Origin of the sequence: Clostridium pascui, assembly GCF_016908015.1 — a bacterium.
GTDB classification, from domain to species: domain Bacteria; phylum Bacillota; class Clostridia; order Clostridiales; family Clostridiaceae; genus Clostridium_AK; species Clostridium_AK pascui.
The window spans coordinates 333698-358210 of the sequence record NZ_JAFBDB010000004.1 but is presented as its reverse complement, the minus strand read 5'-3'; the positions used below and the strand labels follow the sequence as shown (position 1 = coordinate 358210).

General features: G+C 31.2%; 21 protein-coding genes and 1 pseudogene. 12 read left to right on the top strand and 10 right to left on the bottom strand.

The genetic code is table 11. The features are described 5' to 3' along the window. Positions 1-10: 10 nt before the first annotated feature. Positions 11-400 carry a bacteriohemerythrin gene (locus JOC70_RS12320; RefSeq protein ID WP_204599177.1) on the top strand — a complete coding sequence of 130 codons (390 nt, stop codon included), beginning with the start codon at positions 11-13 and terminating at the stop codon, positions 398-400. A 193-nt stretch (positions 401-593) separates the two neighbouring features. Here the strand turns inward: JOC70_RS12320 and JOC70_RS12315 are convergent, their stop codons facing one another. Next, complete coding sequence (locus JOC70_RS12315; protein ID WP_207755299.1) at positions 594-3674, bottom strand: vitamin B12-dependent ribonucleotide reductase; 3081 nt, start codon at positions 3672-3674, stop codon at positions 594-596. A 386-nt stretch (positions 3675-4060) separates the two neighbouring features. Between JOC70_RS12315 and JOC70_RS12310 the strand changes: the two genes are divergently transcribed. Continuing rightward, positions 4061-4468, top strand: coding sequence for an RrF2 family transcriptional regulator (locus JOC70_RS12310; RefSeq protein WP_204599176.1), 408 nt, complete (start codon positions 4061-4063; stop codon positions 4466-4468). 24 nt (positions 4469-4492) lie between these two features. Further along, positions 4493-4633, top strand: a complete 141-nt coding sequence (locus JOC70_RS12305) for a hypothetical protein (RefSeq protein ID WP_204599175.1) — start codon at positions 4493-4495, stop codon at positions 4631-4633. A 252-nt stretch (positions 4634-4885) separates the two neighbouring features. Here the strand turns inward: JOC70_RS12305 and JOC70_RS12300 are convergent, their stop codons facing one another. The 5 genes from JOC70_RS12300 to JOC70_RS12280 form a co-directional block, all read right to left on the bottom strand. Beyond that, on the bottom strand, positions 4886-5050 hold the full coding sequence (locus tag JOC70_RS12300) for a hypothetical protein (protein ID WP_204599174.1): 165 nt from the start codon (positions 5048-5050) through the stop codon (positions 4886-4888). Positions 5051-5187: 137 nt separating this feature from the next. Further along, entirely contained in the window at positions 5188-6333 is a 1146-nt protein-coding gene (locus JOC70_RS12295; protein WP_423880676.1) for a DHHW family protein, read from the bottom strand. A 3-nt stretch (positions 6334-6336) separates the two neighbouring features. Further along, positions 6337-7743, bottom strand: coding sequence for an MBOAT family O-acyltransferase (locus tag JOC70_RS12290; protein WP_204599173.1), 1407 nt, complete (start codon positions 7741-7743; stop codon positions 6337-6339). Between the two features lie 30 nt (positions 7744-7773). After that, positions 7774-8268: a DUF4358 domain-containing protein gene (locus tag JOC70_RS12285; protein ID WP_207755298.1), complete on the bottom strand. Its 495-nt coding sequence runs from the start codon at positions 8266-8268 to the stop codon at positions 7774-7776. A gap of 24 nt (positions 8269-8292) precedes the next feature. Further along, complete coding sequence (locus tag JOC70_RS12280) at positions 8293-9204, bottom strand: GDSL-type esterase/lipase family protein (RefSeq protein WP_204599172.1); 912 nt, start codon at positions 9202-9204, stop codon at positions 8293-8295. A 313-nt stretch (positions 9205-9517) separates the two neighbouring features. Here JOC70_RS12280 and JOC70_RS12275 point away from each other — a divergent pair. Beyond that, positions 9518-10423 (top strand): annotated as a pseudogene (locus JOC70_RS12275) (M14 family metallopeptidase); the annotation flags it as partial. A 174-nt stretch (positions 10424-10597) separates the two neighbouring features. Then, positions 10598-12037 (top strand): MATE family efflux transporter, encoded by a 1440-nt coding sequence (locus tag JOC70_RS12270; protein ID WP_204599170.1) that lies wholly within the window; start codon positions 10598-10600, stop codon positions 12035-12037. 90 nt (positions 12038-12127) lie between these two features. Here JOC70_RS12270 and JOC70_RS12265 read toward each other — a convergent pair whose 3' ends face one another. Next, positions 12128-14113 (bottom strand): fructose-1,6-bisphosphatase, encoded by a 1986-nt coding sequence (locus JOC70_RS12265; RefSeq protein ID WP_204599169.1) that lies wholly within the window; start codon positions 14111-14113, stop codon positions 12128-12130. A 363-nt stretch (positions 14114-14476) separates the two neighbouring features. Continuing rightward, complete coding sequence (locus JOC70_RS12260) at positions 14477-15178, bottom strand: beta/alpha barrel domain-containing protein (protein WP_204599168.1); 702 nt, start codon at positions 15176-15178, stop codon at positions 14477-14479. Between the two features lie 320 nt (positions 15179-15498). On the opposite strand from JOC70_RS12260, the gene nadA reads away from it, so the two are divergent. Genes nadA through nadC form a run of 3 tightly spaced genes read left to right on the top strand, consistent with a single transcriptional unit; the run spans position 15499 to position 18533 of the window. Then, positions 15499-16410, top strand: a complete 912-nt coding sequence (gene nadA / locus JOC70_RS12255) for a quinolinate synthase NadA (RefSeq protein WP_204599167.1) — start codon at positions 15499-15501, stop codon at positions 16408-16410. Positions 16411-16414: 4 nt separating this feature from the next. Further along, positions 16415-17722, top strand: coding sequence for an L-aspartate oxidase (locus tag JOC70_RS12250; RefSeq protein ID WP_204599166.1), 1308 nt, complete (start codon positions 16415-16417; stop codon positions 17720-17722). Further along, entirely contained in the window at positions 17700-18533 is an 834-nt protein-coding gene (nadC, locus tag JOC70_RS12245; RefSeq protein ID WP_204599165.1) for a carboxylating nicotinate-nucleotide diphosphorylase, read from the top strand. Before JOC70_RS12250 ends, nadC begins: the two co-directional genes overlap by 23 nt. A gap of 83 nt (positions 18534-18616) precedes the next feature. On the opposite strand, the gene JOC70_RS12240 is transcribed toward nadC, so the two are convergent. After that, positions 18617-19132, bottom strand: a complete 516-nt coding sequence (locus tag JOC70_RS12240) for a hypothetical protein (RefSeq protein WP_204599164.1) — start codon at positions 19130-19132, stop codon at positions 18617-18619. Positions 19133-19375: 243 nt separating this feature from the next. On the opposite strand from JOC70_RS12240, the gene nuoE reads away from it, so the two are divergent. The 4 genes from nuoE to JOC70_RS12220 are packed head-to-tail and all read left to right on the top strand — an operon-like array spanning position 19376 to position 23859. Further along, positions 19376-19870 (top strand): NADH-quinone oxidoreductase subunit NuoE, encoded by a 495-nt coding sequence (nuoE, locus tag JOC70_RS12235; RefSeq protein WP_204599163.1) that lies wholly within the window; start codon positions 19376-19378, stop codon positions 19868-19870. 15 nt (positions 19871-19885) lie between these two features. Next, a complete protein-coding gene (locus JOC70_RS12230; RefSeq protein WP_204599162.1) occupies positions 19886-20293 on the top strand; it encodes a (2Fe-2S) ferredoxin domain-containing protein in 408 nt (135 codons plus the stop codon). A gap of 14 nt (positions 20294-20307) precedes the next feature. Beyond that, positions 20308-22101, top strand: coding sequence for an NADH-quinone oxidoreductase subunit NuoF (locus tag JOC70_RS12225; protein WP_204599161.1), 1794 nt, complete (start codon positions 20308-20310; stop codon positions 22099-22101). Positions 22102-22122: 21 nt separating this feature from the next. Continuing rightward, positions 22123-23859, top strand: a complete 1737-nt coding sequence (locus JOC70_RS12220) for an NADH-dependent [FeFe] hydrogenase, group A6 (protein WP_204599160.1) — start codon at positions 22123-22125, stop codon at positions 23857-23859. 82 nt (positions 23860-23941) lie between these two features. Here JOC70_RS12220 and JOC70_RS12215 read toward each other — a convergent pair whose 3' ends face one another. Continuing rightward, complete coding sequence (locus JOC70_RS12215) at positions 23942-24223, bottom strand: MFS transporter (RefSeq protein WP_243429120.1); 282 nt, start codon at positions 24221-24223, stop codon at positions 23942-23944. Between the last annotated feature and the right edge of the window lie 290 nt (positions 24224-24513).

Below are 24513 nucleotides of genomic sequence, written 5' to 3'. Positions count from 1 at the left end.
GGGATTCTTAATGTACGAATTTAAAGAAGAATATAAAACGGGAATAGATTTCATAGATGAACAACATAAAGTTCTCTTTGAAATAGCTGAAAAAACTTATACTTTATTAAAAAATGAATTTACAATTGATAAATATGATAAAATAGTAGCATTAATAAAAGAACTTCAAGACTACACTGTTTTCCATTTTACAGCTGAAGAAGAGTACATGAAAAGTATTGGTTATAAAAGAATGTTTACTCAAAAGGTTGAGCATGATGCATTTATAAAAAGAATTAATGATGTAAATTTCTCAAAGATTGATGAGAATCAAGAAGAATATATAATTAGCATATTACAACTTTTAAATGATTGGTTGACAGGGCATATTTTTTCAAATGACAAACTTATAGGAAAATAATTTAGAAATAGTACGACATTTTTAATGCTAAATGCTAAATGAGGGAATTTCGTTTTGACGAAATTCCCTCATCTATTTCCTATAAGTTTTTGTAACTCCACAGGCTGCCGCCCTAAAATATTTTAGAAATTTAGTAGTTTACATGAAGAACTTTTTAATGCTCTGGAGCATTAAAAACGTAGTAATATCCTTTTTAGCTGCATCCAGTAGTAGAGCCGCAGTCTAAACAAACCATGCAAGTTCCATTTCTAACCATTCTTGTGCTAGAACAATGAGGGCAGGTAGAGCCGTAAACTCTTTCCCCATCTACTTTTTCACCACCAAAAGTTGTAAAGCTTACTTCCAATGTTGCCGATGAAGAAGCTATGTCTGTTATTTCAGAGCAATCGGTAGTCTTTTGATCTTCAATAATATCCTCAGTTGAAATTATATTTGTTTTATTTGTATTTGAGTCGTAGCTTTCAGGTCTTACCTGACATCTTGAATAATCATCAAGTTCTATGTCTATAATCTTACTTATAAGATCGGATATAGAAGATACATATTTAATATAAGGATGCTTTTGAACAAAGCCATATGGTTCGTATTTTTGACCTCTAAGCATTCTTGCAATGTCCTGAGGTGGTACATGGTATTGAAGCATTACTGAAATTGACTTAGATAGTGAATTTAAAAGTCCAGTAATTATAGTTCCTTCTCTATCTGTAGTTATATATATTTCAGATATCTCTCCATTTTCACGTCTATTAACTGTAGTATATATTTTAACGTCATTTATTTGAGCAGGGTGAGTAGTGCCGCGCCTAATACCTGCTGCTTTGTCACGTCTTGGTCCTTTAACACCCTTTTGAAGTTCTCTTGCTTTTTCAAGTAATGCATTATAAGTCAAGGATTCAAGTTTTACTTCAGTATCAGAATTTAAACTTGTATTTAAAGGCTGACTTGCCTTAGAGCCATCTCTGTAAAGAGTAATACCCTTAATTCCAAGTTTCCAAGAAGTTAAAACAACTTGTTTAAAATCTTCCACTGTAGCAGTTTTTGGAAGATTAACTGTTTTGGATATAGCTCCAGATATAAGTGGGGTAAGCGCAGCAACCATCTTCACATGGCCCATAGGACTTATATATCTTTCACCACTACCACAGCGATTTGCAGTATCAAATATGGCTAAGTGTTCATCTTTTAAATGAGGAGCACCTTCGATTTTACCATCTATTACTTTATCATGCTCTTTTCTAAGTATATAATCCATTATATCTCCAATTTGAACTTCATTATAACCTAAGTTCTTAAGTGAAGTTTTTATAACAGGATTTATAACTGTCATCATTCCGCCGCCAACAAGCTTTTTATAAACAATATGGCTAAAGAATGGTTCAATTGAAGTTGCTCCAGAATCCATGGCAAAAGAAATAGTTCCTGTAGGTGCAATAACAGATACCTGTGCGTTTCTATAACCATACTGCTCACCATTTTTAAGGGCATTAGTCCAACACTCCTTAAGTAGTAAACTTACATTTTCCAAACATTCCTTTGAGAGTATATCATGATTAATTTTAATAGGATTATATTTTAAATCCTCATAATCTAAATTAATATCTGTATCATCAGTATTAATAGCACCAGCAACTCTTGAGTGATTTCTTATGACCTTAAGCATATATAATTTATTTATATCATATTTATCAAAGGTTCCAATTTCCTTAGCCATTAAAGATGATACAAAATAGGAATGGCCTGTAAGTATTCCTGTTAGGGAAGCAGCAAGTGTTCTTCCTTCTTCAGAATCATATGGGTATCCCATCACCATAAGAAGTGATGCAAGGTTGCTTACACCAAGCCCTGTGGTTCTAAATATATATGTTTTTCTTGCTATGTCTTCTGTAGGGAACTGTCCCCAGTGTATTGAAGCTTCAAGTATAAGTTGAGTAAGTCCTATAATATGAACATATCCTTCTAAATCTATATTTTTCTTTTTGTCATCATAAAACTTGTAAAGATTTATTGATGCTAAATTACAAGATGTATCATCTAAAAAAGCATATTCTCCACAAGGGTTAGTTGAATTTATGTTATTATAGTGAGCACCATAAATTCCATTTTCTCCAGCAGGACAAGTATGCCAAGCGTTAAATGTATCTAAAAATTGGGGAGCAGGGTCTGCACAAGCCCATGCGGAGTTATTAAATGCATCCCATAAAGCTTTAACTTTAACATTTTTATCTAAATTTTCATCAACTCGTCCTTTAAGATCAATGATTGCTTCAGGGTCTTTATGTAAGTCTTCTACTTTGCTCATAAATTCATCAGAAAATCTCACAGAATTATTACTATTTTGCCCTGAGACAGTTTCGTAAGCCTCGCCATCCATATCCATATCATAACCCATTTTTCCTAGAGCTTTAACCTTTTCTTCTTCATGAGCTTTCCAAGTTATAAAATCCATTATTTCAGGATGGTCTATATCAAGGCATACCATTTTAGCAGCACGTCTTGTAGTACCACCAGATTTTATAGCACCAGCGTTACGATCAAGGCCTTTTAAAAAGCTCATAAGACCTGAAGATACTCCTCCACCAGAAAGATGCTCACCTCTTGCTCTAATGCTTGAAAAATTGCTACCTGTACCAGAACCACCCTTAAATAGTTTAGTTTCTGTTACATATTGTTCTGAAATAGAATGAGGTCCTAAAAGTTTATCCTCTACAGAAAGTATAAAACAAGCTGAAGCTTGAGTTCTTGTGTAATTATCTTCACTTTCAACTATTTTTCCAAGGGTTTCATCATAATAATAAGTACCTTGTTTACTACCCTTTATATTATAGGAATGAGAAAGTCCTGTATTGAACCATTGAGGAGAATTTGGGGCATACATCTGATTAAGTAAACCATACACCATTTCATCATAAAATATAGATTTTTCTTCTTCAGTTTTTAAAAGGCCTTCATTTATTAGAGCTTCTGTCCAAAAGTTCACCATTCTATGGGCTACCATTTTCATACTATTTTCGTAACCACACTCGTTTGGCACACCAGCTTTTCTAAAATACTTAGAAGCAATAATATCACAGGCATTTTGAGAATAATGTTCAGGAAACTCTAAATCCTTCATATCTACTAGTACTTTTGAAGTTTTATGATCTTTTAAAAATACATCAACTTTTTTCCAATTAAATAAATCATAAACAGTTAAGTTTTCACTACTTTCTAGAGTTTTTGTATAATATCTTTTTACTATGTGTTTTAAAGAATTAATTTCTTTTAAAAACGGCATATAAATTCCCCCTTTTAATTAAGACTGTTTTAGTATACAATAGGATTAACAAGCAAAATTGCTTGTAATTATCTTACAAATGTAATATGCAAGCAATATATATTGTAGTACATTATAATCATATACACAACATCTAGTTTTAATACAAATTTTTAGTTTAATACTAGTAATATAGGAAAAACAATCAAAATCATCAATTTATATACAAATTCAAATTTGCATATAATAATAATTGCATAGTAAATAATAATAAATGAATAATAGATAATAACTGATGTTGATTATTATTTACTAATTACATTGATAATATATTGACAATTAAAATAATAGATAATAATATAAAATCAACTAAATAAGTATGAAATTTAAAGTAAGGGTGGATATATATGAATATTACTCAGGAAGCGGATTATGCAGTAAGGGCATTGCTGATTTTATCAGAAGAAGGGGACGAGGCTAAACTTGATGCTAAAACAATAGCAGAAAGAGGATGCATTCCATTAAGATTCCTATTAAAACTTTTAAGAAAGCTTATACATGCGGGTTTGGTAAAATCCTATAGGGGGGTAAATGGAGGATATGCGCTAGCTAAAAGAAGTAAGGATATAAATCTAAGAGATATTATAGAAGCAGTGGAAGGCCCCATAGCTATAAATAGATGCCTAATAAAGGATGGAGTATGTAATGCAAATAGACGTTCATTTTGTACAATTCATAAAGGTCTTGAGAAGGTACAAGAGATTCTTTCTAGTGAACTAGAAAAAATTAATTTAGAGGAGTTAAAAAGTAATTGATACACATTTTATAGATGGTTCAGCATGGCTTTTAACAACTGCTCGTATATACTTTTATTTATGAACTATACTGGATCATTATTATCTGCATTAGCATATTTACCAGTATGTGTGTCTACAACATTGGCAGATATTTTGTTCTTATATAGAGAAGAATGGGTTTAAATAAATCTAAGTTTATAAAAAGCTCCTTAGTATCTCTTATAGCACCTGGATATTCTATATGGGCGATATACGGTTCAGGTACAGAAGAATTGCATATGGATGCTTTTAGGAGTGCCATTTTACTTATACACTAAAATCCAAAATAAATATAAAGATGGAGCTAATTTAAAGACATGTAAACAAATATGGGAAAAGTAGTATAATAAATTTATATATAAATAAAAGGGACTTAAGTTTTTAAGTCCCTTTTATTTATAGGTTGTTATCTTTTATAAAAAGAGTTCCTGTTATAGCAAGTATCCAAGAGTATTCCCATAGAGGTTGAAGAATTATTCCAGCCACCACTGCTACTAATGCAATATCTGCATTAGTTCTTCTAGCTTTGTCCCTTATTTCGGTAATAATTTTTTCAGACATAATTACACCTCTTGTAACTTATTAATATATAAGGTTATATAGGAAATAATTCCAATTACTATTATATCATTAGTGCCACCCACATGACAAGTGGCAAGTGACTTTCTCACTTGCCACTTGTCATGTGGGTGGCACTTTTATCTTATGGTATTTATTGAAGCATCTTCAAAAAATGTATTTACATTATATAGGAAAAGTATATCATCTACAGAGTTAGTTTTTGCAAGGTCTGTTATGCTATTTGTATAATATCTTGGGTCAACCATATATATTTCGCTATAATGATTTGTTAAAAATGGTACTAGACTGTTAGCGTAGGAATCCTTTATAACTAAAAGTCTTTTATGATTTTTAACTCTAGTTTCTATTTTTACAAGTGGATGATTACTATTAAAGAAAACAGTATATTTATCTTTTTTATTAGCATTTTCAAGGTGTAGGAAAGAATCACGCTCTTTTTTTTCATCAGAGTACCAAACTTTATAATGAGTTTCTTCTTTAGGAGTATAAACTTCTATGGTATCAGGTTTTATATTTCTAAATCCGCTTCTTGAATACAAGGTTCCATAAAACTCATCACTAAGCTTTTTAATATTAAAATCCTCTTTTTTAAGAGGCAAGTATCCCATATATTTACCTAAATCTTCATAGGCATAAAAAGCGCCTTCTGTAGTCCAGTGATGGTCTGTTCTATAGTATATATACTTATCCTTATTGGAATTCATAGTATCAAATACATCCACAAATTTTATATCTTTACCTAGTCCTTGATTAACTTGATTTATGTAATCTCTCTGGTCAGCAGGAGAAGCATAAGAAGGAAGTCTATCCTCAAGTATCTTAGTAGAGTTTGGTGCAAGCATAAAGTATACATGAGTATCTTTGTTGTTTGAAGCAAAGTTATTTATTGTATTTAATTTATTTTCTAAGTTTTTAATGCTTGGTTTTTCGAATTTTTGAAATAAATACCCATCTTTTCCTAAGTACACATCATTATTTTCTGTTTTTCCTAGAAGTTTTTCTGTAGTAGATTTCACCCCTATCCAGAAATCCCTTCCCACAAATTGATCAGAAATATATTTTTCATAGTTAGATGTATATTTTCCTTCTATTAAACGATCCATAGAAAACTTAGGTTTTTGCTGAAGAGTTCTATTTTCAGAATCAGAGAAGTTTTTATCTGCTGTTACTATATTACTTGCCAATATAACAACTATATATAAGAACACAAAGGCTCCCAGTACGCATTTATATACATTCTTGTATCTCTTCAAAAGTATCACCTCCTAAAATTTAAAGTATAAGAATGGATTATAGCTTTCATTTACTAAATATGAAGTACAAATAAATATAAGTAAAAGATAAATAAGAGGAATAATTATAGCCCCAATAAATTTAACTTTTCCTTTTAATCTTTGCATAAGTTTCCATGGCAGTGGAGTTGAGCAAAGTATAAGCAATATAAATAATATGCTATTATTTGAAATATAGTAAAGGGTAGTTGTATCCATAAAAGTACGACTTCCAAAGCCAAATAATGTTTTAATGAATTCTAATCCTAAGCTCATATTTTCAAATTCGAACAATATCCATCCAAATACTATAAGAAGAAAGGCATATGTATGTGCTATTATTTTTGGTTTATTTTTGAGCCATTTTAAAATAAATGCCTTTTCTAAGGCTAAAATAACCCCAAAGTATAATCCCCAAAGTATAAAATTCCAGTTGGCTCCATGCCAAAACCCCGTTAAAAACCAAACTAAAAATAAATTTCTATATCTTTTTATAGCATTTACTCTATTTCCTCCAAGAGGTATGTACACATATTCTCTAAACCAAGAACCTAAAGATATGTGCCATCTTCTCCAAAACTCAGTAATACTCTTTGAAATATACGGATAATCAAAGTTCTTCATAAGCTCAAAACCAAACATCCTACCAAGACCTATAGCCATATCAGAATATCCACTAAAGTCATAGTATATTTGAAATGTAAAGCCTAGTATTCCAAGCCAAGCGGAAAGGACAGGAAGTTCCCCCATAGGAGTAGTTTTAATAGCTCGCCAAAGTATTCCTATATTATTAGCTAAAAGAACTTTCTTTGAAAGACCTATAATAAACAACTCAGCGCCAGAACCAAATTTGGCTAAGGTAACACGTCTACTCCTAAGTTGCTCTTCAATGTCATCGTATTTAACGATAGGACCTGCAACAAGTTGAGGGAACATAGTTATGTATGTTCCAAAGGATATAATATTCTTTTGAACAGGAGTTTTATCCCAATATACATCAATTACATAGGACATAGTTTGAAAAGTATAAAAGGAAATTCCAAGTGGTAATGATAATTTTTTTGCTTCTAGACTAAGATTTAATAATGCATTTAAATTATCTATGAAGAAGCCATAATACTTAAAGAAGCCTAGGATGGATAAATTTACAACTACAGACAATATAAAAACTGCAAGAGAAACTCTCTTGCATGTTTTATATTTATCTATTATTAATCCAATTATGTAATTAAAGATTGTGGAGAACATCATTAAAAAAATATAAATAGGTTCTCCCCAAGCATAGAATATAAGACTTGATATAAGTATTACTAAGTTCTTCAGAGGTTTTGGTACTAAATAGTAAGATAAAAGTGTTATTGGCAAAAATACAAATATAAATAATAAACTACTAAAAACCAAAATAGTCTCCTCCTAAAACGTTAGTTTAAGTTATTTAAAAGATTCATTAAAGGCTGCTTCAATTTTTTCAGCATCCTTTGAAATGGTTAAGAATACGTAATTTCCTTGAGTTTTTAATACGTGATTTTCAATTAAAGAGTATTCTTCAGGAAGATAATCCTTAAAGCTTGCTCCTTGATTTTCTACTCTCTTAGCTACCTTATTCTTTACCTCATCTACCTTTTTCGCATCTTTAACTTTAATTACAGCAAGTTCATCAGCTTTTATATTAGAAGGGGCTATATAAACTTTAAAACCTTCTAAGTCAGCAGCATCTATGTCATATAACATTTTTAATTTTTCTGCATCTAATTCCGGCATCTGTGAAATATCAGTAGAACCCTTTACCTTTGTTACAATTTCATCTACAGATGGATTTTTAGTAGTTTTTTTAGAAGAACAACCATAAAGACTTCCTACAGAGAATATAAGTAATAATAGTAGAGTTAATAAAGTTACCTTAGATTTTCTTGAATTTCGTATCATTTTTATCCTTCTCCTTTGTAAAGTTTAGTTACCTTGGCTTAATGTATGTTGCCTTATATAATCTAGGAGCACATTATAAAAATTAGCCTTGTAATGTATTCCATCTTGTTCATGTAAACTTGGATTACTGTCAACTACTGATCTAGCATTTATATAGTCAGCTCCCTTTTCAGATGAGAGGTTTGCTAGTGCAGCATTAAACGTATTAATACGAGAATTGGCAAAAGCTGAATTTTTTGCTTCAGCGGCTGGGGTTACAGGTAAAATAGACAATACATGTATTCTAGTATTTGGAGATTTACTTTTTATAGAATCTATTAAAACTCCATATTGAGTTATAAATCTTTCAGGGGTAAGGTTCTTGTCCACTAAATCGTTATTACCAAGTAATATATATATATCTTTAGGATTTGAGGCAGTAAGTTTTTCTACTTCATTTGTAGCATGAAATACTGAAAGTCCTTTTTTTGCAATAACGTGAGCTGTATCTAACGCTCCATAATACCACATTCCTTCTGTAATCGAATCTCCTAAAAACATTGACATATTAAAATAAGCTTTATTAGCTTCTTTACTAGATGAAGCTGAATTACTAGTTGTAGTATTTGTATTATTTGAAGAATTATTAGTAGAAGAATTTGCATTTGTGTTAACTACATTTCCAGCTGCTAGAGCACTGGAAGAAGGTTGTCCACTTTTATCTGATGGGGTATCTTTATTTTCCGCATTAGAAGAAGGGAGTTGCACATTTTCCTTCTCGTCCTTAGCTCCGTCCTTTGCTTCTTTATTATTTTGTTCTTGAATAGTTGTATAAGCTTGAGTATCCTTATTTATAAATTTCTTTATGGATACAGTTAAAACACCAGATAATAATGCAATTACAGTAAGTGACATTGCAAATCTTTTAGTGTTAAATTTCTTTTTTCTTCTCTTCAAGGTTATATACCTCCAGTACAATTTATTTTAAGTTGCATACCTTGCATAATTTACTTTAGTTCTATAAACTTTTAATCTAAAATGGTACCTTATATATTATAGTATAATTAATATACAAAGTGGTTACAAAAAAGTATCGCTATTAATTAATATAATAAAATAATATTAATATGTAAAGGGTTTGCAAAGCTTTATTACTAGATTTCTTATTTTTTCTTTCATATATTTTATAATGTCAAAATAAACTGATAATGGAGCGATGGAAAAGGAAAATTTTATGAGGAGTGGATGTGAAATTAAATCTAAAAGTCATATAGTAAATACAAAGAAAAAATATTCATATGATTTGCTGCAAAGAGATTTAAAAGACTTAAAAATTAAATATTCATTTATAACTGTAGAGGAAATAGGAAAAAGTGTATGTGGAAGAAGTTTATACTGCATTAAACTTGGATATGGATCTAATAAAGTGTTTTATAATGGAGCTCATCATGGACTTGAATGGATGACTTCATTGCTGCTTATGAAATTTATAGAAAATGTTTGTAAAGCTTATAAAAGTGGGAAACATATAAAAGGGTATGATGCAAGAGAGTTATTAAAAAAGTCTACTATATATATAGTTCCTATGGTAAATCCTGATGGTGTAGAACTAGCTATAAATGGACTTAGCAAAAGCCATCCTTATTATAACGAACTTTTAAAGTGGAATAATGGAAGTACAGATTTTTCAAAAGTATGGCAAGCTAACGCAAAAGGAGTAGATTTAAATCATAATTATGATGCTTCCTTTGACCTTTCTAAAGAAGCAGAAAAAGAGCATTGTATATTAGGACCAGGACCTACTCGTTATTCTGGAGAATGTCCTGAGTCTGAGCCAGAAACCAAGGCCTTAGCAGATTTCACACGGAAAGAAGATTTTAAGCTTGTTATGGCATATCATAGTCAGGGTAAGGAAATATACTGGCAGTATGGAAATTCAACCCCACAAATAGCAAGAACAATAGGAGAGATTTTTGCGGAGGTAAGTGGATATAAATTAGGAGAGGTAACAGGTATTGCTTCCTATGCAGGTTACAAAGATTGGTTTATAGATAAGTTTAAAAGGCCAGGATATACTATTGAAGTAGGATGGGGGAAAAATCCTCTGCCATTAACACAATTTCACCAAATATATGAAGATAATGAAGAAATGCTTATATTAGCAGGAATGCTGTAAAATTACTAATGAAAATTATTAACATAGGCTAATTACAGCCTCTCAATACGTTGAGAGGCTTCCTATATTATTGCTTAATAAGTATTATTTCAAGATTAAAGTTTGATAAAAACCTTAGTTTATTATATAATAGTATACTATGTGTCTAAGTTTGGAAAAGGGGAGAGAAATGTTATGGATCGTTCAAAACAACTAGGTGAAGAGAGTATAGGTAAGCTCTTATTTAAATTTTCCTTGCCTGCAATTATTGGTATGTTAGTAAATGGACTTTATAATATGGTAGATAGGATATTTATAGGAAGAGGGGTAGGTTCATTAGCACTTTCAGGACTTGCAGCAGGATTCCCATTATCAATCATAAATATGGCATTTGGAATGCTGGTTGGCATAGGATCTTCTGCTATGATTTCTATAAAACTTGGTGAGAAAGATAAAGATTCAGCAGAAAAAATACTTGGAAATGCTTTAGTATTAAATATAATATTATCTTTAGTGTTTACAATTTTTAGCTTAATGTTTTTAGATAAATTATTAATTATATTTGGAGCAAGCGCTGAAACCATTGGATATGCAAGAGATTATATGAAATATATTATTGGAGGGGCAGTACTACAAAATATAGGTTTTGGTATGAATAATATAATACGTTCAGAAGGTAGTCCTCGTATTGCTATGGCTACTATGCTAATAGGAGCTATCATAAATACAATACTTGATCCCATATTTATATTTATATTTGATATGGGAGTTCGAGGAGCAGCCGTTGCCACTATAATTTCACAAGGGATTTCTTCAATTTGGGTGCTTTTACATTTCATTAGTGGTAGAAGTACATTAAAGTTTCATAAAGAAAACTTTAAGTTAAGACTTGAAACCATAAAGCATATACTTGCTATAGGAATGTCACCATTTGCAATGCAAATTGCAGCAAGTGTAGTTACAACAATTTACAATAATAGCCTGTTAACCTATGGTGGAAACTTAGCTGTAGGAGCAATGGGAATAATCAACAGTGTAATAATGTTATTTTTTATGCCTATATTTGGAATAAATCAAGGGGTACAGCCTATAATAGGTTATAATTATGGAGCTAAAAATTATGCTAGAGTAAAGCAGGCTTTAAAACTTGCTATTATGGCAGCAGTAGCTATATCTATAGTAGGATTTATAGTAATACAGGCTTTCCCAAGACAACTTATAGGACTCTTTAATAAAAATGATGCAGAGCTTATAGCAATAGGGTCTAGAGGAATAAGAATAGATATGATATTTTTACCTGTAATAGGATTCCAAGTAGTAAGTTCCAATTACTTTCAGGCTATTGGGAAAGCAAAAATATCAATGCTTCTAAGTTTATCTAGACAGGTTCTTATACTTATACCAATACTACTTATAATACCTCCAATATTTAAGTTGGATGGAGTATGGGCAAGTGCCCCTATAGCAGATATACTTGCTGCAACACTCACAGGTATTTTCCTATATAGGGACATAAAAGTTTTAAACAAGGATATTAAAAGGGAAGAAAAGAATAAAAAAGAACAAATAATCGGTGAAGAAGTACAAGATGAAGGTTTAGGAAATAATATTAAAATTAAAAAACAGTTCGAATAGGAATTGTGTTATATTCTATGTACTAAAAATAAAAGGAATTTTGCTTTAGCAAAATTCCTTTTATTTTTAGTACTATAATACTAGGCGTTTTTAAATCTCATCAATAAGTCCTTTTCTATAAGCTATTAAAAGCTTTTCTAAATCTTTTATTTGATAGGTAATTTCCTCACCTATATCAGTATCTGCAACTCTTTTCCTTTGCATGCCATGCTCGACAATTATTGTAGATGATAATATGTCTTTTTCCTCCTCGATAGCTTTTTTAATAGAATCAAAGGGCTCATGAGAAGTCAGGAGGAAACCATAAGAATTATATATTAAAGTATATCCTGCAATTCCTGTTTCAGGCTGATAAGCCTTGCAAAAGCCTCCATCAATAACTAAAAGCTTACCATTTGCTTTTATTGGACTTTCACCTTGTATTGTTTTTACAGGAATATGCCCATTTATAATGTGAGAACAATCTTTATCTAAATGGAATTCTTCAAAAATTCTATTACTTAACTCTTCATCATTTATCAACTTATAGTAAGTATTTTTTTCTTCTATATGAGTTAATTTATCTTCAATAAAGTATCTTTCAAAGGTGGTTATTCTGTTTTTACCAAATAATGGTGAATGTTGCCCGCACCAAAGGTACCACATTATATCCATAGCATAGTTTTTAATGTTTTTATCTTTTTTATAAAAATATGCCTCTCTTGCATAACGATCAAACATATCTAGGAGGGATTTACCCTTGTAACTTTTTCCTTCAAAGTTAACAGTTTCAAAATCTCCATTTTCATCAAGAGGAATACATCCATGAAATAATATATTTGAGTTATATACAAGATATAGGCTGCCTTTACTGTATAAAAATCTTATATGTCTTTGAAGTTTCTCACTATTAACAAAGGAGTGAGTAAGCTTGTTTATTAACTCTTCTTCTTCTGGAGTAAGTTTGTATGGGTCATCCTTAGATAATGTAGGGAAATTAGTATCCCTTAGTGGATAAGTTTTTCCATCTACAGTTACAGTTTTATTCTCTAAATCCATTTTATCCAAAAGTAACATATAATCCATTTCAAATTCAGGATGTCTTTTAACCTTTTGTCCTTCTAACTTAAACTGAATAATTGCTATTGCTTTATGCATTTTAGCTAAAAGTGAGACTTCATTTTCTGGAAGTTTTTTAGTTAATGTTTTTGGAATAAAATATTTACAGGGATCATTACCGTAAATTTCTAGAGCAAAGGTAGCAAGAGGTAGTAGATTTATGCCGTAACCATCTTCAATACTGCTAAGGTTTGCATATCTTAAGCTTACCCTAAGGGCATTAGCAGCACAAGTTCTAGAGCCTGAAGCTGCTCCCATCCAAATAATGTCGTGATTTCCCCATTGGATATCTATAGAATGATGATTCATTAAAGCATCCATTATTATTTCTGCACCAGGACCTCTATCGTATATATCACCAATAATATGAAGTCTATCTACTACAAGCCTTTGAATAACTTTAGATAAAGCAACCACGAATTCACTAGCACAGCCAATGTCTATTATGGTATCTATTATGCCTGTATAATATTCTTGCCTATTGATTCTATCAACTTGTTCATTTAAAAGTTCTTCAATTATATATGAAAAATCCTCAGGTAGAGCTTTTCTAACTTTAGATCTTGTATACTTTGAGGATACTGATTTACAAACTTGAATAAGCCTGTATAAAGTAATTTTGTACCATTCCTCTAAATCTTGTTCTGTTCTTTTAAGAAGTTCCATTTTTTCTTCAGGATAATATATTAAAGTAGCAAGAGCTGCTTTTTCTCTTTCCATTAAGGAAGTTCCAAATATTTCATCAAGCTTTCTTTTAATAACTCCAGAAGCATTTTTAAGCATATGGGTAAAAGACTCGTATTCACCGTGTATATCACTAATAAAATGCTCTGTACCCTTAGGAAGATTTAATATAGATTGAAGGTTAATTATTTCACTACTAGCTAAAGATATAGTAGGATATTTCGTACTTAATAATTTCAAATATCTTAAATCGTTTTTTATGATATTAATGTTATTTTCATCATATAAGGTCATTATCTCCATCCCTCATTTTCAATAGTTTTGAATTTAAACCATATAATATATTATATAGTAAGCTTATTTTAAATTCTATACTATAATTCAATTTTTTATATGCAATATGCTACATTTTTCGAAAGTAGTATATGCTATTAGATAGAAGCATATACAATAGAGAAATCAACGATTAATATGATATTTCAGTATAAAGATATATTGAGTAAAAAGTAAGAAAAATGTATATATGTGTACATATATGTATTATCAATAAATTATTATGAAATAAAGGAAGCTAAAGGTAATAAGCCTTTAGCTTTTAGTTCTTATATATGTGAATATGGTATATAAAAAGAAAATCTTGTAATGTTATAATATTAACTATAGAGTTTCTCTGTAGTTGTGCATTATATTAGAGAACATTTTTGCAGTGCTTGGAGGGGTATATGTAATTGCATTGGCACCAGCTTTTATTGTATTTCGAATACTCTCTACACTAGGTCCCCCTGTAGCGATTATGGGAATGTGAGGGAATCTTGTTCTGATATTTTGAACAAGCTCAGCTGTTTTGGGGCCACCTGAAACATTAAATATAGAAACTCCAGCTTTTATCCTTTCTTCAATACATTCCTTTTCTGATACTATAGTAATAACAATAGGAATATCGATTTTCTTTTTCATTTCCACAATAAGCTCGTTTGGCGTAGGAGCATTTAAAACAACACCAAAAGCTCCATGTAGTTCAGCATGGAGAGCTATATCAATAGATCTCTGCCCTGTTGTAAGTCCTCCGCCTACGCCTACAAAAACTGGGCTAGGAGATACCTCTATAATAGCATGAGTTATTGAAAGCTGAGGGGTAAATGGGTAAACTGCAATTACTCCATCTGCATTACAATTCTTGATTATGGCAACATCTGTTGAAAAAATTAGCGACTTTATTCTTTTTCCGAAAATATTGATACCGCTTGCATCATATATTTCCTTTGGAACCTCTACAATTCTCTTTCTAAGTCTTGATTCTATTACCGGTACATATTTTTTATCTTTTACAATGTTTTCCAAAATAAAATCTCCTAACATGATTTTATGATTTTAAAATTAATTTACCCGTTATTTTATTTGTTATTCGGTATATAGTTTTTTTATTTAATTTTCTAATTTTAATATAAAAAAATAATTTAATAAAAATGAAGATCAATTAACATAAAGTACAGTTTATTTATACAGTAAAGGGCATATATGAATTGTATTATATGGTCAATTAAATGTAAATAAATTTTATAAAAACTAAGTTGAAATAATATACTCGTAGTGGTATATTTATTTTATAAGTGTATATACAGTTGTAAAATATAAGTGTAAAGATATAAAATTGATTTAGAAAATATGGAGGGGATTGTATGAATAATAATTTAAAAAATGAAATACTAAAGTTAAAAAAAGATAGACAAGCTATAATTTTAGCTCACTATTATCAAAGAGAGGATATTCAAGACATAGCTGATGCAGTTGGAGATTCTTACTATCTAAGCAAAGTAGCTAAAGATTGTAGTGAAAAAGTAATAGTATTTTGTGGTGTAAAGTTCATGGCCGAAAGTGCTAAAATCCTTTCCCCTGAAAAAACTGTACTATTACCTGAAGCAGATGCAGGCTGCCCAATGGCAGATATGGCGGATGCTGAGGGTGTTCAAGAATTAAAGGCTAAACATCCTCATGCAAAAGTTGTTTGTTATATAAATTCCACAGCGGAAGTAAAAGCAGTATCGGATGTATGTTGTACTTCCTCTAATGCAGTAAAAATAATTAAAAATATTAAAGAAGATGAAATAATATTTATACCTGATAAAAACTTAGGGGAACATGTTCAAAAGCAAGTTCCTGAAAAAAATATTATTCTATGGGATGGTTTTTGCATAACTCATAAAAAAGTTAGAGTTGAAGAACTAATGGCAGCTAGAAAAATTCATGAAGATATTGTAATTGCTGCGCATCCTGAATGTGAAAAACCAGTTAGAGAAAATGCCGATTTCCTTGGAAGCACAGGGCAAATTATAGATTATGTTACTAATCATTCAGGTAAAAAATTTCTTATTGTTACCGAAGCAGGAGTACTTCATCAAATTAGGTTAAAAAGTCCTGATAAGCTGCTGTATGTTCCAGGAGGCGGAATGACTTGCATAAATATGAAAATGACTCGTTTGGAAAATGTTTACAATGGTTTACTTAACATGGAATGTGACATCCAAATTGATGAAAGCATAAGACAAAAAGCTTATAATTCTTTAGCTATGATGCATGAACTTGGGAGGTAGCAAAATGAATATTGTAACTGACGTTCTAATAATAGGTACTGGAGTTGCAGGGCTTTACACAGCATTAAACTTAGATGAAAATTTGAAAATTGTTATGGTTTCAAAGGGAGAAATAAATGAATGTAATTCAAATTGGGCCCAAGGGGGAATATCTGTAGCCAGAGGATATGAGGATGTGGAGCTATTTGTACAGGATACCTTAAAAGCTGGTCAATATAAGAATGATATTAATGCAGTTAAAGTTCTTGCTAAGGAATCTATAGAAAATATAAATGCATTAATAAAGCTTGGCGTAGACTTTGACAAAACTGGAGATGAGCTCAACTATACTCGTGAAGGTGCGCACAGTATAAATAGAATAGTGCACTATAAGGATAAAACTGGGAATAGAGTAGAAGAAATTCTTTTAAATAATGTAAAAAGTAGAAAAAATATAACCTTTTATAAAAATTGTTGTCTAGTAGATATGCTAAAGAAAGATAACCTTTGTATAGGTGGTATATGTATCAAAGATAATAAGCAAATTAATATATATTCTAAGGTAACTATATTAGCTACAGGTGGAATAGGAGGAGTCTTCAAAAATTCAACAAATGAGAGAATTATTACTGGGGACGGTATTGCTGTAGGTATAAAAAATAATATTAAAGTTAAAAACATAAATTATATTCAGTTTCATCCTACAGCATTTTATTCAGAAAACAGTGATAATGAGAGAAGATTTTTAATCTCTGAGTCTCTTAGAGGTGAAGGAGGAAAGCTTATAAACAACAAAGGGGAAAGATTTGTAGATGAGCTTCTTCCAAGAGATGTGGTTAGTAAATGTATAATAGAAGAAGAAAAGAAGACAAATTCTAATAACGTTTATCTAGATGTTAGTTTTATGCCTAAAGATTTTTTAGAAAAAAGATTTCCTACTATATATGAGGAATGTTTGAAATATGGAATAGATATTTCTAAGCAGCCTATTCCGGTTACTCCAGCACAGCATTATTTCATGGGAGGAATTGAGGTGGATTTATATGGGAGAACTTCCATGGAAAACTTATATGCCTTTGGTGAAGTTAGCTGTACGGGAGTTCATGGGGCAAATAGACTTGCAAGTAATTCACTTTTAGAAGCATTGGTTTTCCCCAAAAGAGGAGCAGAAAATATAAATAAATCTATAAATGATATTGAAATTATGTATAGTGAAGTTTCTGAGCTTGATCATAACTGTGAGTATTATCAGGAAATGAACAAGAAGATATTACTAGACACAATTGCTGAGTTGAGGGGAGATATAAAAAATGAATTGGTTACTTGCGGATGATATTATAAAAAAAGCTCTTAATGAAGACTTATATTATGGAGATATAACTACTGAGTCTATAATGATTAATAATAAAAATGCCTCTGTGGATTTGATAGCTAAGGAAGATGGTATTGTAGCAGGTCTTGAAGTTTTTAGAAGAGTTTTTATAATTCTTGGAGATGCAGAAACTGAGTTTTATGTAAAAGATGGTGACAGCATTCATAAAGGGGAAAAAATCGGAAAAGTTTATGGAAGTGCCAAAACTTTATTAAGTGGAGAGAGAGTTGCTTTAAACTTTTTACAAAGAATGAGCGGTATAGCTACCCTTACAAAAATGTTTACAGAAAAGCTAAAGGGGACTAATGTAAAACTTCTAGATACTAGAAAAACCACCCCTAACATGAGAATGTTTGAAAAATATGCAGTGAAAATTGGAGGAGGTACTAACCATAGATTTGGACTAAATGATGGAGTTCTTATAAAGGATAATCATATAGATGCTGCTGGTGGAATTGAGCAAGCAATTGAAATGGTTAGAAGTAATGCTCCTTTTGTTAGAAAAATAGAAATCGAGGTTGAAACTCTAGAACAACTTAAAGAAGCATTAAAATTCAATGTTGATATAATAATGCTGGATAATATGGATATTGAAACTCTTAAGGCAGCGGTGAAAATCATAGATGGAAAAGCAGAAATAGAAGCTTCAGGTAACGTTAATTTAGACAACATAGAGGCTATTGCGAAAACCGGTGTAGATTATATATCAACCGGTGCTTTAACTCATTCTTTTAAAATTTTAGATTTAAGCATGAAAAATTTAAGATATTAAGTAACTTTATTCAGATGTAGAAGTTTATAATTTATTTGATTTTTAGATGAGTTATAAACTTCTACACCTTTAATATTATGAGTTTAATTTGAACTTTTTATTGTATCTATTACTTTTTTACGTTCTTTATTCATAGATAAAAATGTGTTGAAATCAGTATTTTCAGGATTTAAAGCTACATCTGTAGGACTCCCTATAAAATAAGTTGTATTACCTATAGTAAGATACTTGTTACCATCAATAGAATCATACATATCTTTGTTTAATGAATCATTATTTTTCATTATAACGAAAAGTAATCCGGAGTTTGGAGGCGTCTTTGGATCAATTGATTTAAAGTAAACGGATACAGAATCATTATTTTCTTTAATTGTATATTTATCTTTCCAATTAGAAGGAAACTTCATTTCAAATCCTAACTTGCTTTTGAAAGTTAAGTCTATAGCATCAATTGGTTTGCTAGTCTCTGAAGTTATTTCACTTTTAACAGTATTATTTTCTTTAGAAGAGGGTTGACTCAATTTAGAATTGTTACACCCATATAATATACATGCTAATGAAATTAAAATTGTAAGAAGTAATATTAATTTTACTTTCATAATTATCTCCTTTTTGTAATATTTTTAATAAGGACTCTATATAAAATGGATGTTGACAAGATGAATAAATTTATTTGAAATAAATATTTTCTTATATTTTCAAGGTACATCATCTTGCAGAAAAAATCAATATTCTTACGTAATTTAAAATGAATTATTTGGAAATATGATGTAATTAGGTAATTGTATAGAAATTAGTATAGAGAAATAATAATTTAATTAGGGTTAAGGAGAGTGAACATTGTGAAAGAAAATCAATGTAATTGTAAATGTAAAGGTATTGACCCCAAATTAGAAAAAACTAAGCAAATAGTTGAGGAACTTAAAGATATGAAAGGAGCATTAATTCCAATTCTTCATGAAGTACAAGATTTATATGGATATTTGCCAGAAGAAGCACTTCATATAGTAGCAAAAGAACTTAAAATTGGTATGTCTGAGATATATGGTGTGTCAACTTTTTACTCCTTATTTAGATTGGAACCTAAAGGAGAACATACCATACGAGTATGTATGGGTACAGCGTGTTATGTAAAAGGGGCACAAAATATTGTAGATAAATTAAATTCAGTACTAAATGTGGAAGTAGGAAAAACTACGCAAGATGGTAAGTTTACTCTAGAAGTAGCTAGATGTCTTGGTAGTTGTGGACTAGCTCCTGTAATGATGATTGATAATAGAGTTTACGGCAAAGTAACTCCAGATGATATTATAAAAATTTTAGAAGAATATAAGTAGGGGGGAGGTCTATTTATGAAGAAGATAACTTTAGAAGATTTAGAAAAAATAAAGGACAGAAACTTTCAGAAAGTGAACCAAGGAAAGGATAGACAAGACATTAGAATAGTTGTTGGTATGGGGACTTGTGGTATAGCAGCAGGTGCAGTTCAAGTTTATGAAACCTTTGAAGCTGAAATTGAAAATCAGGGACTAAAGGATATTACCTTGGTAAAAACCGGTTGTATAGGAGTTTGTAGGCTAGAGCCAATTGTAGAAATCATAAAGCCAGGGGAAGAGAAAGTAACATATGTGAAAGTAACACCCAATAAGGTTAGAAATATTATTGAACAACATATAATTAACGGAAAAGTGGTTGAAGAATTTACTATTCATATTATTGAAAATAGAATTTTAAATGATTTCACTAGAATAGATGGTTAATTGGGGGGACAATTATGGAAGTATTGGGTTTCCAAGTTCAAGTATGTAATGGAGAAGGATGTAACTCTATAGGGGCTAAAAAAATTGTAAGTTTACTAAAAGCAGAACTTAAGCAAAATGGATTAGATAAAGATGTAGAAGTAATAAAAACGGGATGTGTTGGATTATGTAATTTAGGGCCAAGTATTATAGTTCATCCGGATTCAATTGTATATGCTAATGTAAAACCAAGTGATATTCACGAACTTGTAGTTGAGCATTTTATTAAAGGAAAACAGCTAGAAAGGCTGTTATATAAGTTAAAGCCAGGAGACGGAAGAATATGCTCACTAGATAAGCTTGATATGTACAAAAGACAAGAAAGAATTGTACTTAGAAATTGTGGAATAATTAATCCAGAAGATATAGAGGAATATATTGCTCGTGACGGTTATAAAGCTCTTGGAAAAGTTCTAACTGAAATGAGCCCTCAGGAAGTAGTTGATGTAATTAAGAAGTCAGGATTAAGAGGTAGAGGGGGCGGAGGCTTTTCTACAGGTGCAAAGTGGGAATTTGCAGCTAAACAAAAAAATTATCAGAAATATATAATTTGTAATGCAGATGAAGGAGATCCAGGTGCATTTATGGATCGTTCTGTATTAGAAGGAGATCCTCATGCAGTATTAGAAGCTATGGCAATAGGCGGATATGCTATAGGAGCTAATAAAGGCTTTATATATGTAAGAGCTGAATATCCTTTAGCTGTTGAAAGACTTAAAATAGCTATAGCTCAAGCTAAAGAATATGGGCTTCTAGGAGAAAAGATTTTTGATTCAAGCTTTGAGTTTGATATAGAAATAAGACTTGGGGCAGGAGCTTTTGTATGTGGAGAGGAAACTGCTCTGATGCAATCTATAGAAGGAAAAAGAGGAATGCCTGTAACTAAACCACCATTTCCAGCTGTAAGTGGACTCTGGGGCAGACCTACCATAATAAATAATGTGGAAACCTTTGCTAATGTATGTCCGATAATTTTAAAGGGATCGGATTGGTTTAAATCTATAGGTACAGAGAAAAGCCCAGGAACTAAGGTCTTTGCTTTAGGAGGAAAGATAAGAAATACAGGGTTAGTAGAAATAGCTATGGGAACCCCTTTAAGAGATATTATTTTTGATATAGGTGGTGGAATACCTAATGATAAGGCCTTTAAAGCAGTTCAAACAGGGGGGCCATCAGGGGGATGCATCCCAGCTAGAGCGCTAAATGTTCCTATAGAGTACGATACCTTAACTAAGTTAGGATCTATGATGGGCTCTGGTGGAATGATTGTAATGGATGAAGATAACTGTATGGTAGATATAGCTAGATTCTTTTTGGACTTTACTAAAGATGAGTCCTGTGGTAAGTGTACTTCTTGTAGAATAGGTACTAAGAGGCTACTGGAAATGTTAGAAAAGATAACTGGTGGAGAAGGTACTATGGAAGATGTTCACAAATTAGAAAAATTAGCAATACAGGTAAGGAATACTGCACTGTGTGGACTAGGACAGACGGCACCAAATCCCATTTTATCGACATTAAGGTATTTTAAAGATGAATATATTTCTCATGCAGTTGATAAAAAATGCACAGCAAAGGCTTGTAAGAAATTAGTTGAATATAAGATTGAGTTGGATTTATGTAAAAAGTGTGGACTATGTGCAAAGAACTGTAGTGCTAATGCAATATCTATTAAGGAAGGAGAAGGATACTTTATAGATGTAAACAAATGTATAAGGTGTGATGTTTGCAGGCAGGTATGTGCATTCAATGCTATAGTTAAAGAATAATAGTTATGAGGGGTGAGGAAAATGGAAAAAGTTAATTTGACTATAGATAATATGAAAGTAGAAGTCCATAAGGGAATTACTGTGCTAGAGGCAGCAAGAGCTAGTGGGATAGAAATACCTACTTTATGTTTTTTAAAGGATATAAATGAAGTCTCAAGCTGTAGAATTTGTTTAGTAGAGATTGGTCAAAAGCTTTTGCCATCATGCACAGTGGCCGTAGAGGAAGGCATGATAATTAGAACCAATACTCTAAAGGTAAGAGAAGCCAGAAAAACTATTCTTCAGCTGCTTTTATCAAATCATAAAAGAGAATGTACAACCTGCCTACGAAATGGAAAATGTGAACTTGAAAAATTATCACAAGATTTAGCACTTACAGATATTGAGTATGAAGGAGAAAAAAATCATTGTGATATGGATACAACTGGAGCATCTCTTATAAGGAATGCTGAAAAATGCATACTTTGTGAAAGATGTATAAGTGTGTGTAAAAATATTCAAACAGTAGGGGCTATAAACTTTTCAGGGAGAGGTTTTACAACAAAGGTAGCGCCAGCTTATGATAGGGCTTTAGCAGATACTGTTTGTGTAAACTGTGGACAATGTGTTACTTCTTGTCCTACAGGAGCATTAACTGAAAAAGAGAATATAGAGGATATTTGGCGTGAATTAGATAATCCTGATAAGTATGTAGTAGTACAAACAGCTCCAGCAATAAGGGTTGCTTTAGGGGAAGAATTTGGACTTTCTATAGGAACTAGAGTTACAGGAAAAATGACTGCAGCTTTAAGAAGAATGGGGTTTAATAGAGTGTTTGACACTGATTTTGCAGCGGATCTTACAATAATAGAGGAGGGAACAGAACTTATAAAGAGATTGGAGAGTGGAGAAAACCTTCCTCTTATGACGTCGTGTTGTCCAGGATGGGTAAAGTTCGTTGAACACAATTTTCATGACATGTTAAATAATTTATCTACTTGTAAGTCTCCTCATGAAATGGAAGGAGCAATAATAAAGAGTTACTTTGCAGAAAAGGAAGGAATTGATCCATCAAAAATAGTAGTGGTTTCAATTATGCCCTGCATAGCTAAAAAGTTTGAGGAGCAAAGGGATGAATTGTCTAGGAATGGAATGAAAGATGTAGATTATGTTCTTTCTACTAGAGAGCTTGCAAAGATGATAAGACAATCCTCAATTGACTTTGTAAATCTTAAAGATGATGACTTTGATAGTCCCATCGGAATGGGATCCGGTGCAGCAACTATCTTTGGAGTCACAGGAGGAGTAACGGAAGCTGCTTTAAGAACAGTATTTGAAACAACTTCAGGGGAGAAACTTGATAATATAGAATTTAAGGAAGTTCGTGGAATAAAAGGAATTAAGGAAGCTAAAATAATTCTTCCAAATGGAAATGTTATAGATACAGTTATAATAAGTGGCCTTGGAAATGCAAGGGAAGTAGTAGAGCAAGTTAGAAAGGGAGAAAAACATTATGACTTTATCGAAGTTATGGCATGCCCAGGGGGATGCGTAACTGGAGGTGGACAGCCAATAATAAGCAGTAAAATAAGAGAAGAAATTAATATAAAAGAAGAGAGAGCAAAGGCAATTTATGAAGAAGAAAGAAGTCTTATAGTAAGAAAGTCTCATGAAAATCCATATGTAAATGAGTTATATAAGGAATTTCTTGGACAGCCAAATGGACATAAGGCTCATGAACTGCTTCATACTCATTATGTGGAAAGAAATATGTTTTAAAAAGGTTAGAGAAATTAGAAACATCATATAAGAAATAGGGAACAAATTTTTAATAACTGCATTAAAGGGTAGAAAGAAATATTTACATTACAGCATGTCCCATCTTATCAAATATTTTTCCGATAAAAGGTCTTGTTACTAAAATCATTGCTATATATCCAGCAAAATAAATCCAAATTGAAGAAATTTTAAGTTCTTTAGCATATAACATTATATAACTCATAATTCCACATTGTGTAATTATAAGAAGAAAACATAGTAAAGAAGGAAGTGCAGCTTTTTTTTCAAAGGAATCTGAAAATGAGAATTTCTTATTTGATTTAGAAGCTGCTAAAGCTTTTTTAGGTATTTCAACTTTATCCATAATGCTGCCTGCGAATAGTCTTATGAGCAAAGAGGTTATTGAAGTGGAAGTGTGCTTAAAAGTTGCGGTAAGAGATAGCTACAAAATAGTAAAAAATTAAGAATTTTAGAAAAAGCTAATATCTAAGTATTAAATAAGATGATATAATATAAGCACAAACACAAAAAGACTCTAATAGACTTTTTTCTACATTAAATTTGTGGAGTATTATTTAGGTCTTGGAATAATAAATAAGTATTAAACATATCAATGATAGATTGTTCTTGTTATCCATAGAAATAAGGAGGAGC

Excerpts from the sequence above, each read along its gene's own strand:
- JOC70_RS12225 (WP_204599161.1), top strand. The coding sequence starts at position 20,308 with ATGGAAGTATTGGGTTTCCAAGTTCAAGTATGTAATGGAGAAGGATGT.
- nadC (WP_204599165.1), top strand. The coding sequence starts at position 17,700 with ATGAATTGGTTACTTGCGGATGATATTATAAAAAAAGCTCTTAATGAA.
- nadA (WP_204599167.1), top strand. The coding sequence starts at position 15,499 with ATGAATAATAATTTAAAAAATGAAATACTAAAGTTAAAAAAAGATAGA.
- JOC70_RS12270 (WP_204599170.1), top strand. The coding sequence starts at position 10,598 with ATGGATCGTTCAAAACAACTAGGTGAAGAGAGTATAGGTAAGCTCTTA.
- JOC70_RS12305 (WP_204599175.1), top strand. The coding sequence starts at position 4,493 with ATGGCTTTTAACAACTGCTCGTATATACTTTTATTTATGAACTATACT.
- JOC70_RS12220 (WP_204599160.1), top strand. The coding sequence starts at position 22,123 with ATGGAAAAAGTTAATTTGACTATAGATAATATGAAAGTAGAAGTCCAT.
- JOC70_RS12265 (WP_204599169.1), bottom strand. The coding sequence starts at position 14,113 with ATGACCTTATATGATGAAAATAACATTAATATCATAAAAAACGATTTA.
- JOC70_RS12250 (WP_204599166.1), top strand. The coding sequence starts at position 16,415 with ATGAATATTGTAACTGACGTTCTAATAATAGGTACTGGAGTTGCAGGG.
- JOC70_RS12310 (WP_204599176.1), top strand. The coding sequence starts at position 4,061 with ATGAATATTACTCAGGAAGCGGATTATGCAGTAAGGGCATTGCTGATT.
- JOC70_RS12230 (WP_204599162.1), top strand. The coding sequence starts at position 19,886 with ATGAAGAAGATAACTTTAGAAGATTTAGAAAAAATAAAGGACAGAAAC.
- JOC70_RS12300 (WP_204599174.1), bottom strand. The coding sequence starts at position 5,050 with ATGTCTGAAAAAATTATTACCGAAATAAGGGACAAAGCTAGAAGAACT.
- JOC70_RS12215 (WP_243429120.1), bottom strand. The coding sequence starts at position 24,223 with ATGGATAAAGTTGAAATACCTAAAAAAGCTTTAGCAGCTTCTAAATCA.
- JOC70_RS12320 (WP_204599177.1), top strand. The coding sequence starts at position 11 with ATGTACGAATTTAAAGAAGAATATAAAACGGGAATAGATTTCATAGAT.
- JOC70_RS12285 (WP_207755298.1), bottom strand. The coding sequence starts at position 8,268 with ATGATACGAAATTCAAGAAAATCTAAGGTAACTTTATTAACTCTACTA.
- JOC70_RS12260 (WP_204599168.1), bottom strand. The coding sequence starts at position 15,178 with ATGTTAGGAGATTTTATTTTGGAAAACATTGTAAAAGATAAAAAATAT.
- JOC70_RS12315 (WP_207755299.1), bottom strand. The coding sequence starts at position 3,674 with ATGCCGTTTTTAAAAGAAATTAATTCTTTAAAACACATAGTAAAAAGA.
- JOC70_RS12240 (WP_204599164.1), bottom strand. The coding sequence starts at position 19,132 with ATGAAAGTAAAATTAATATTACTTCTTACAATTTTAATTTCATTAGCA.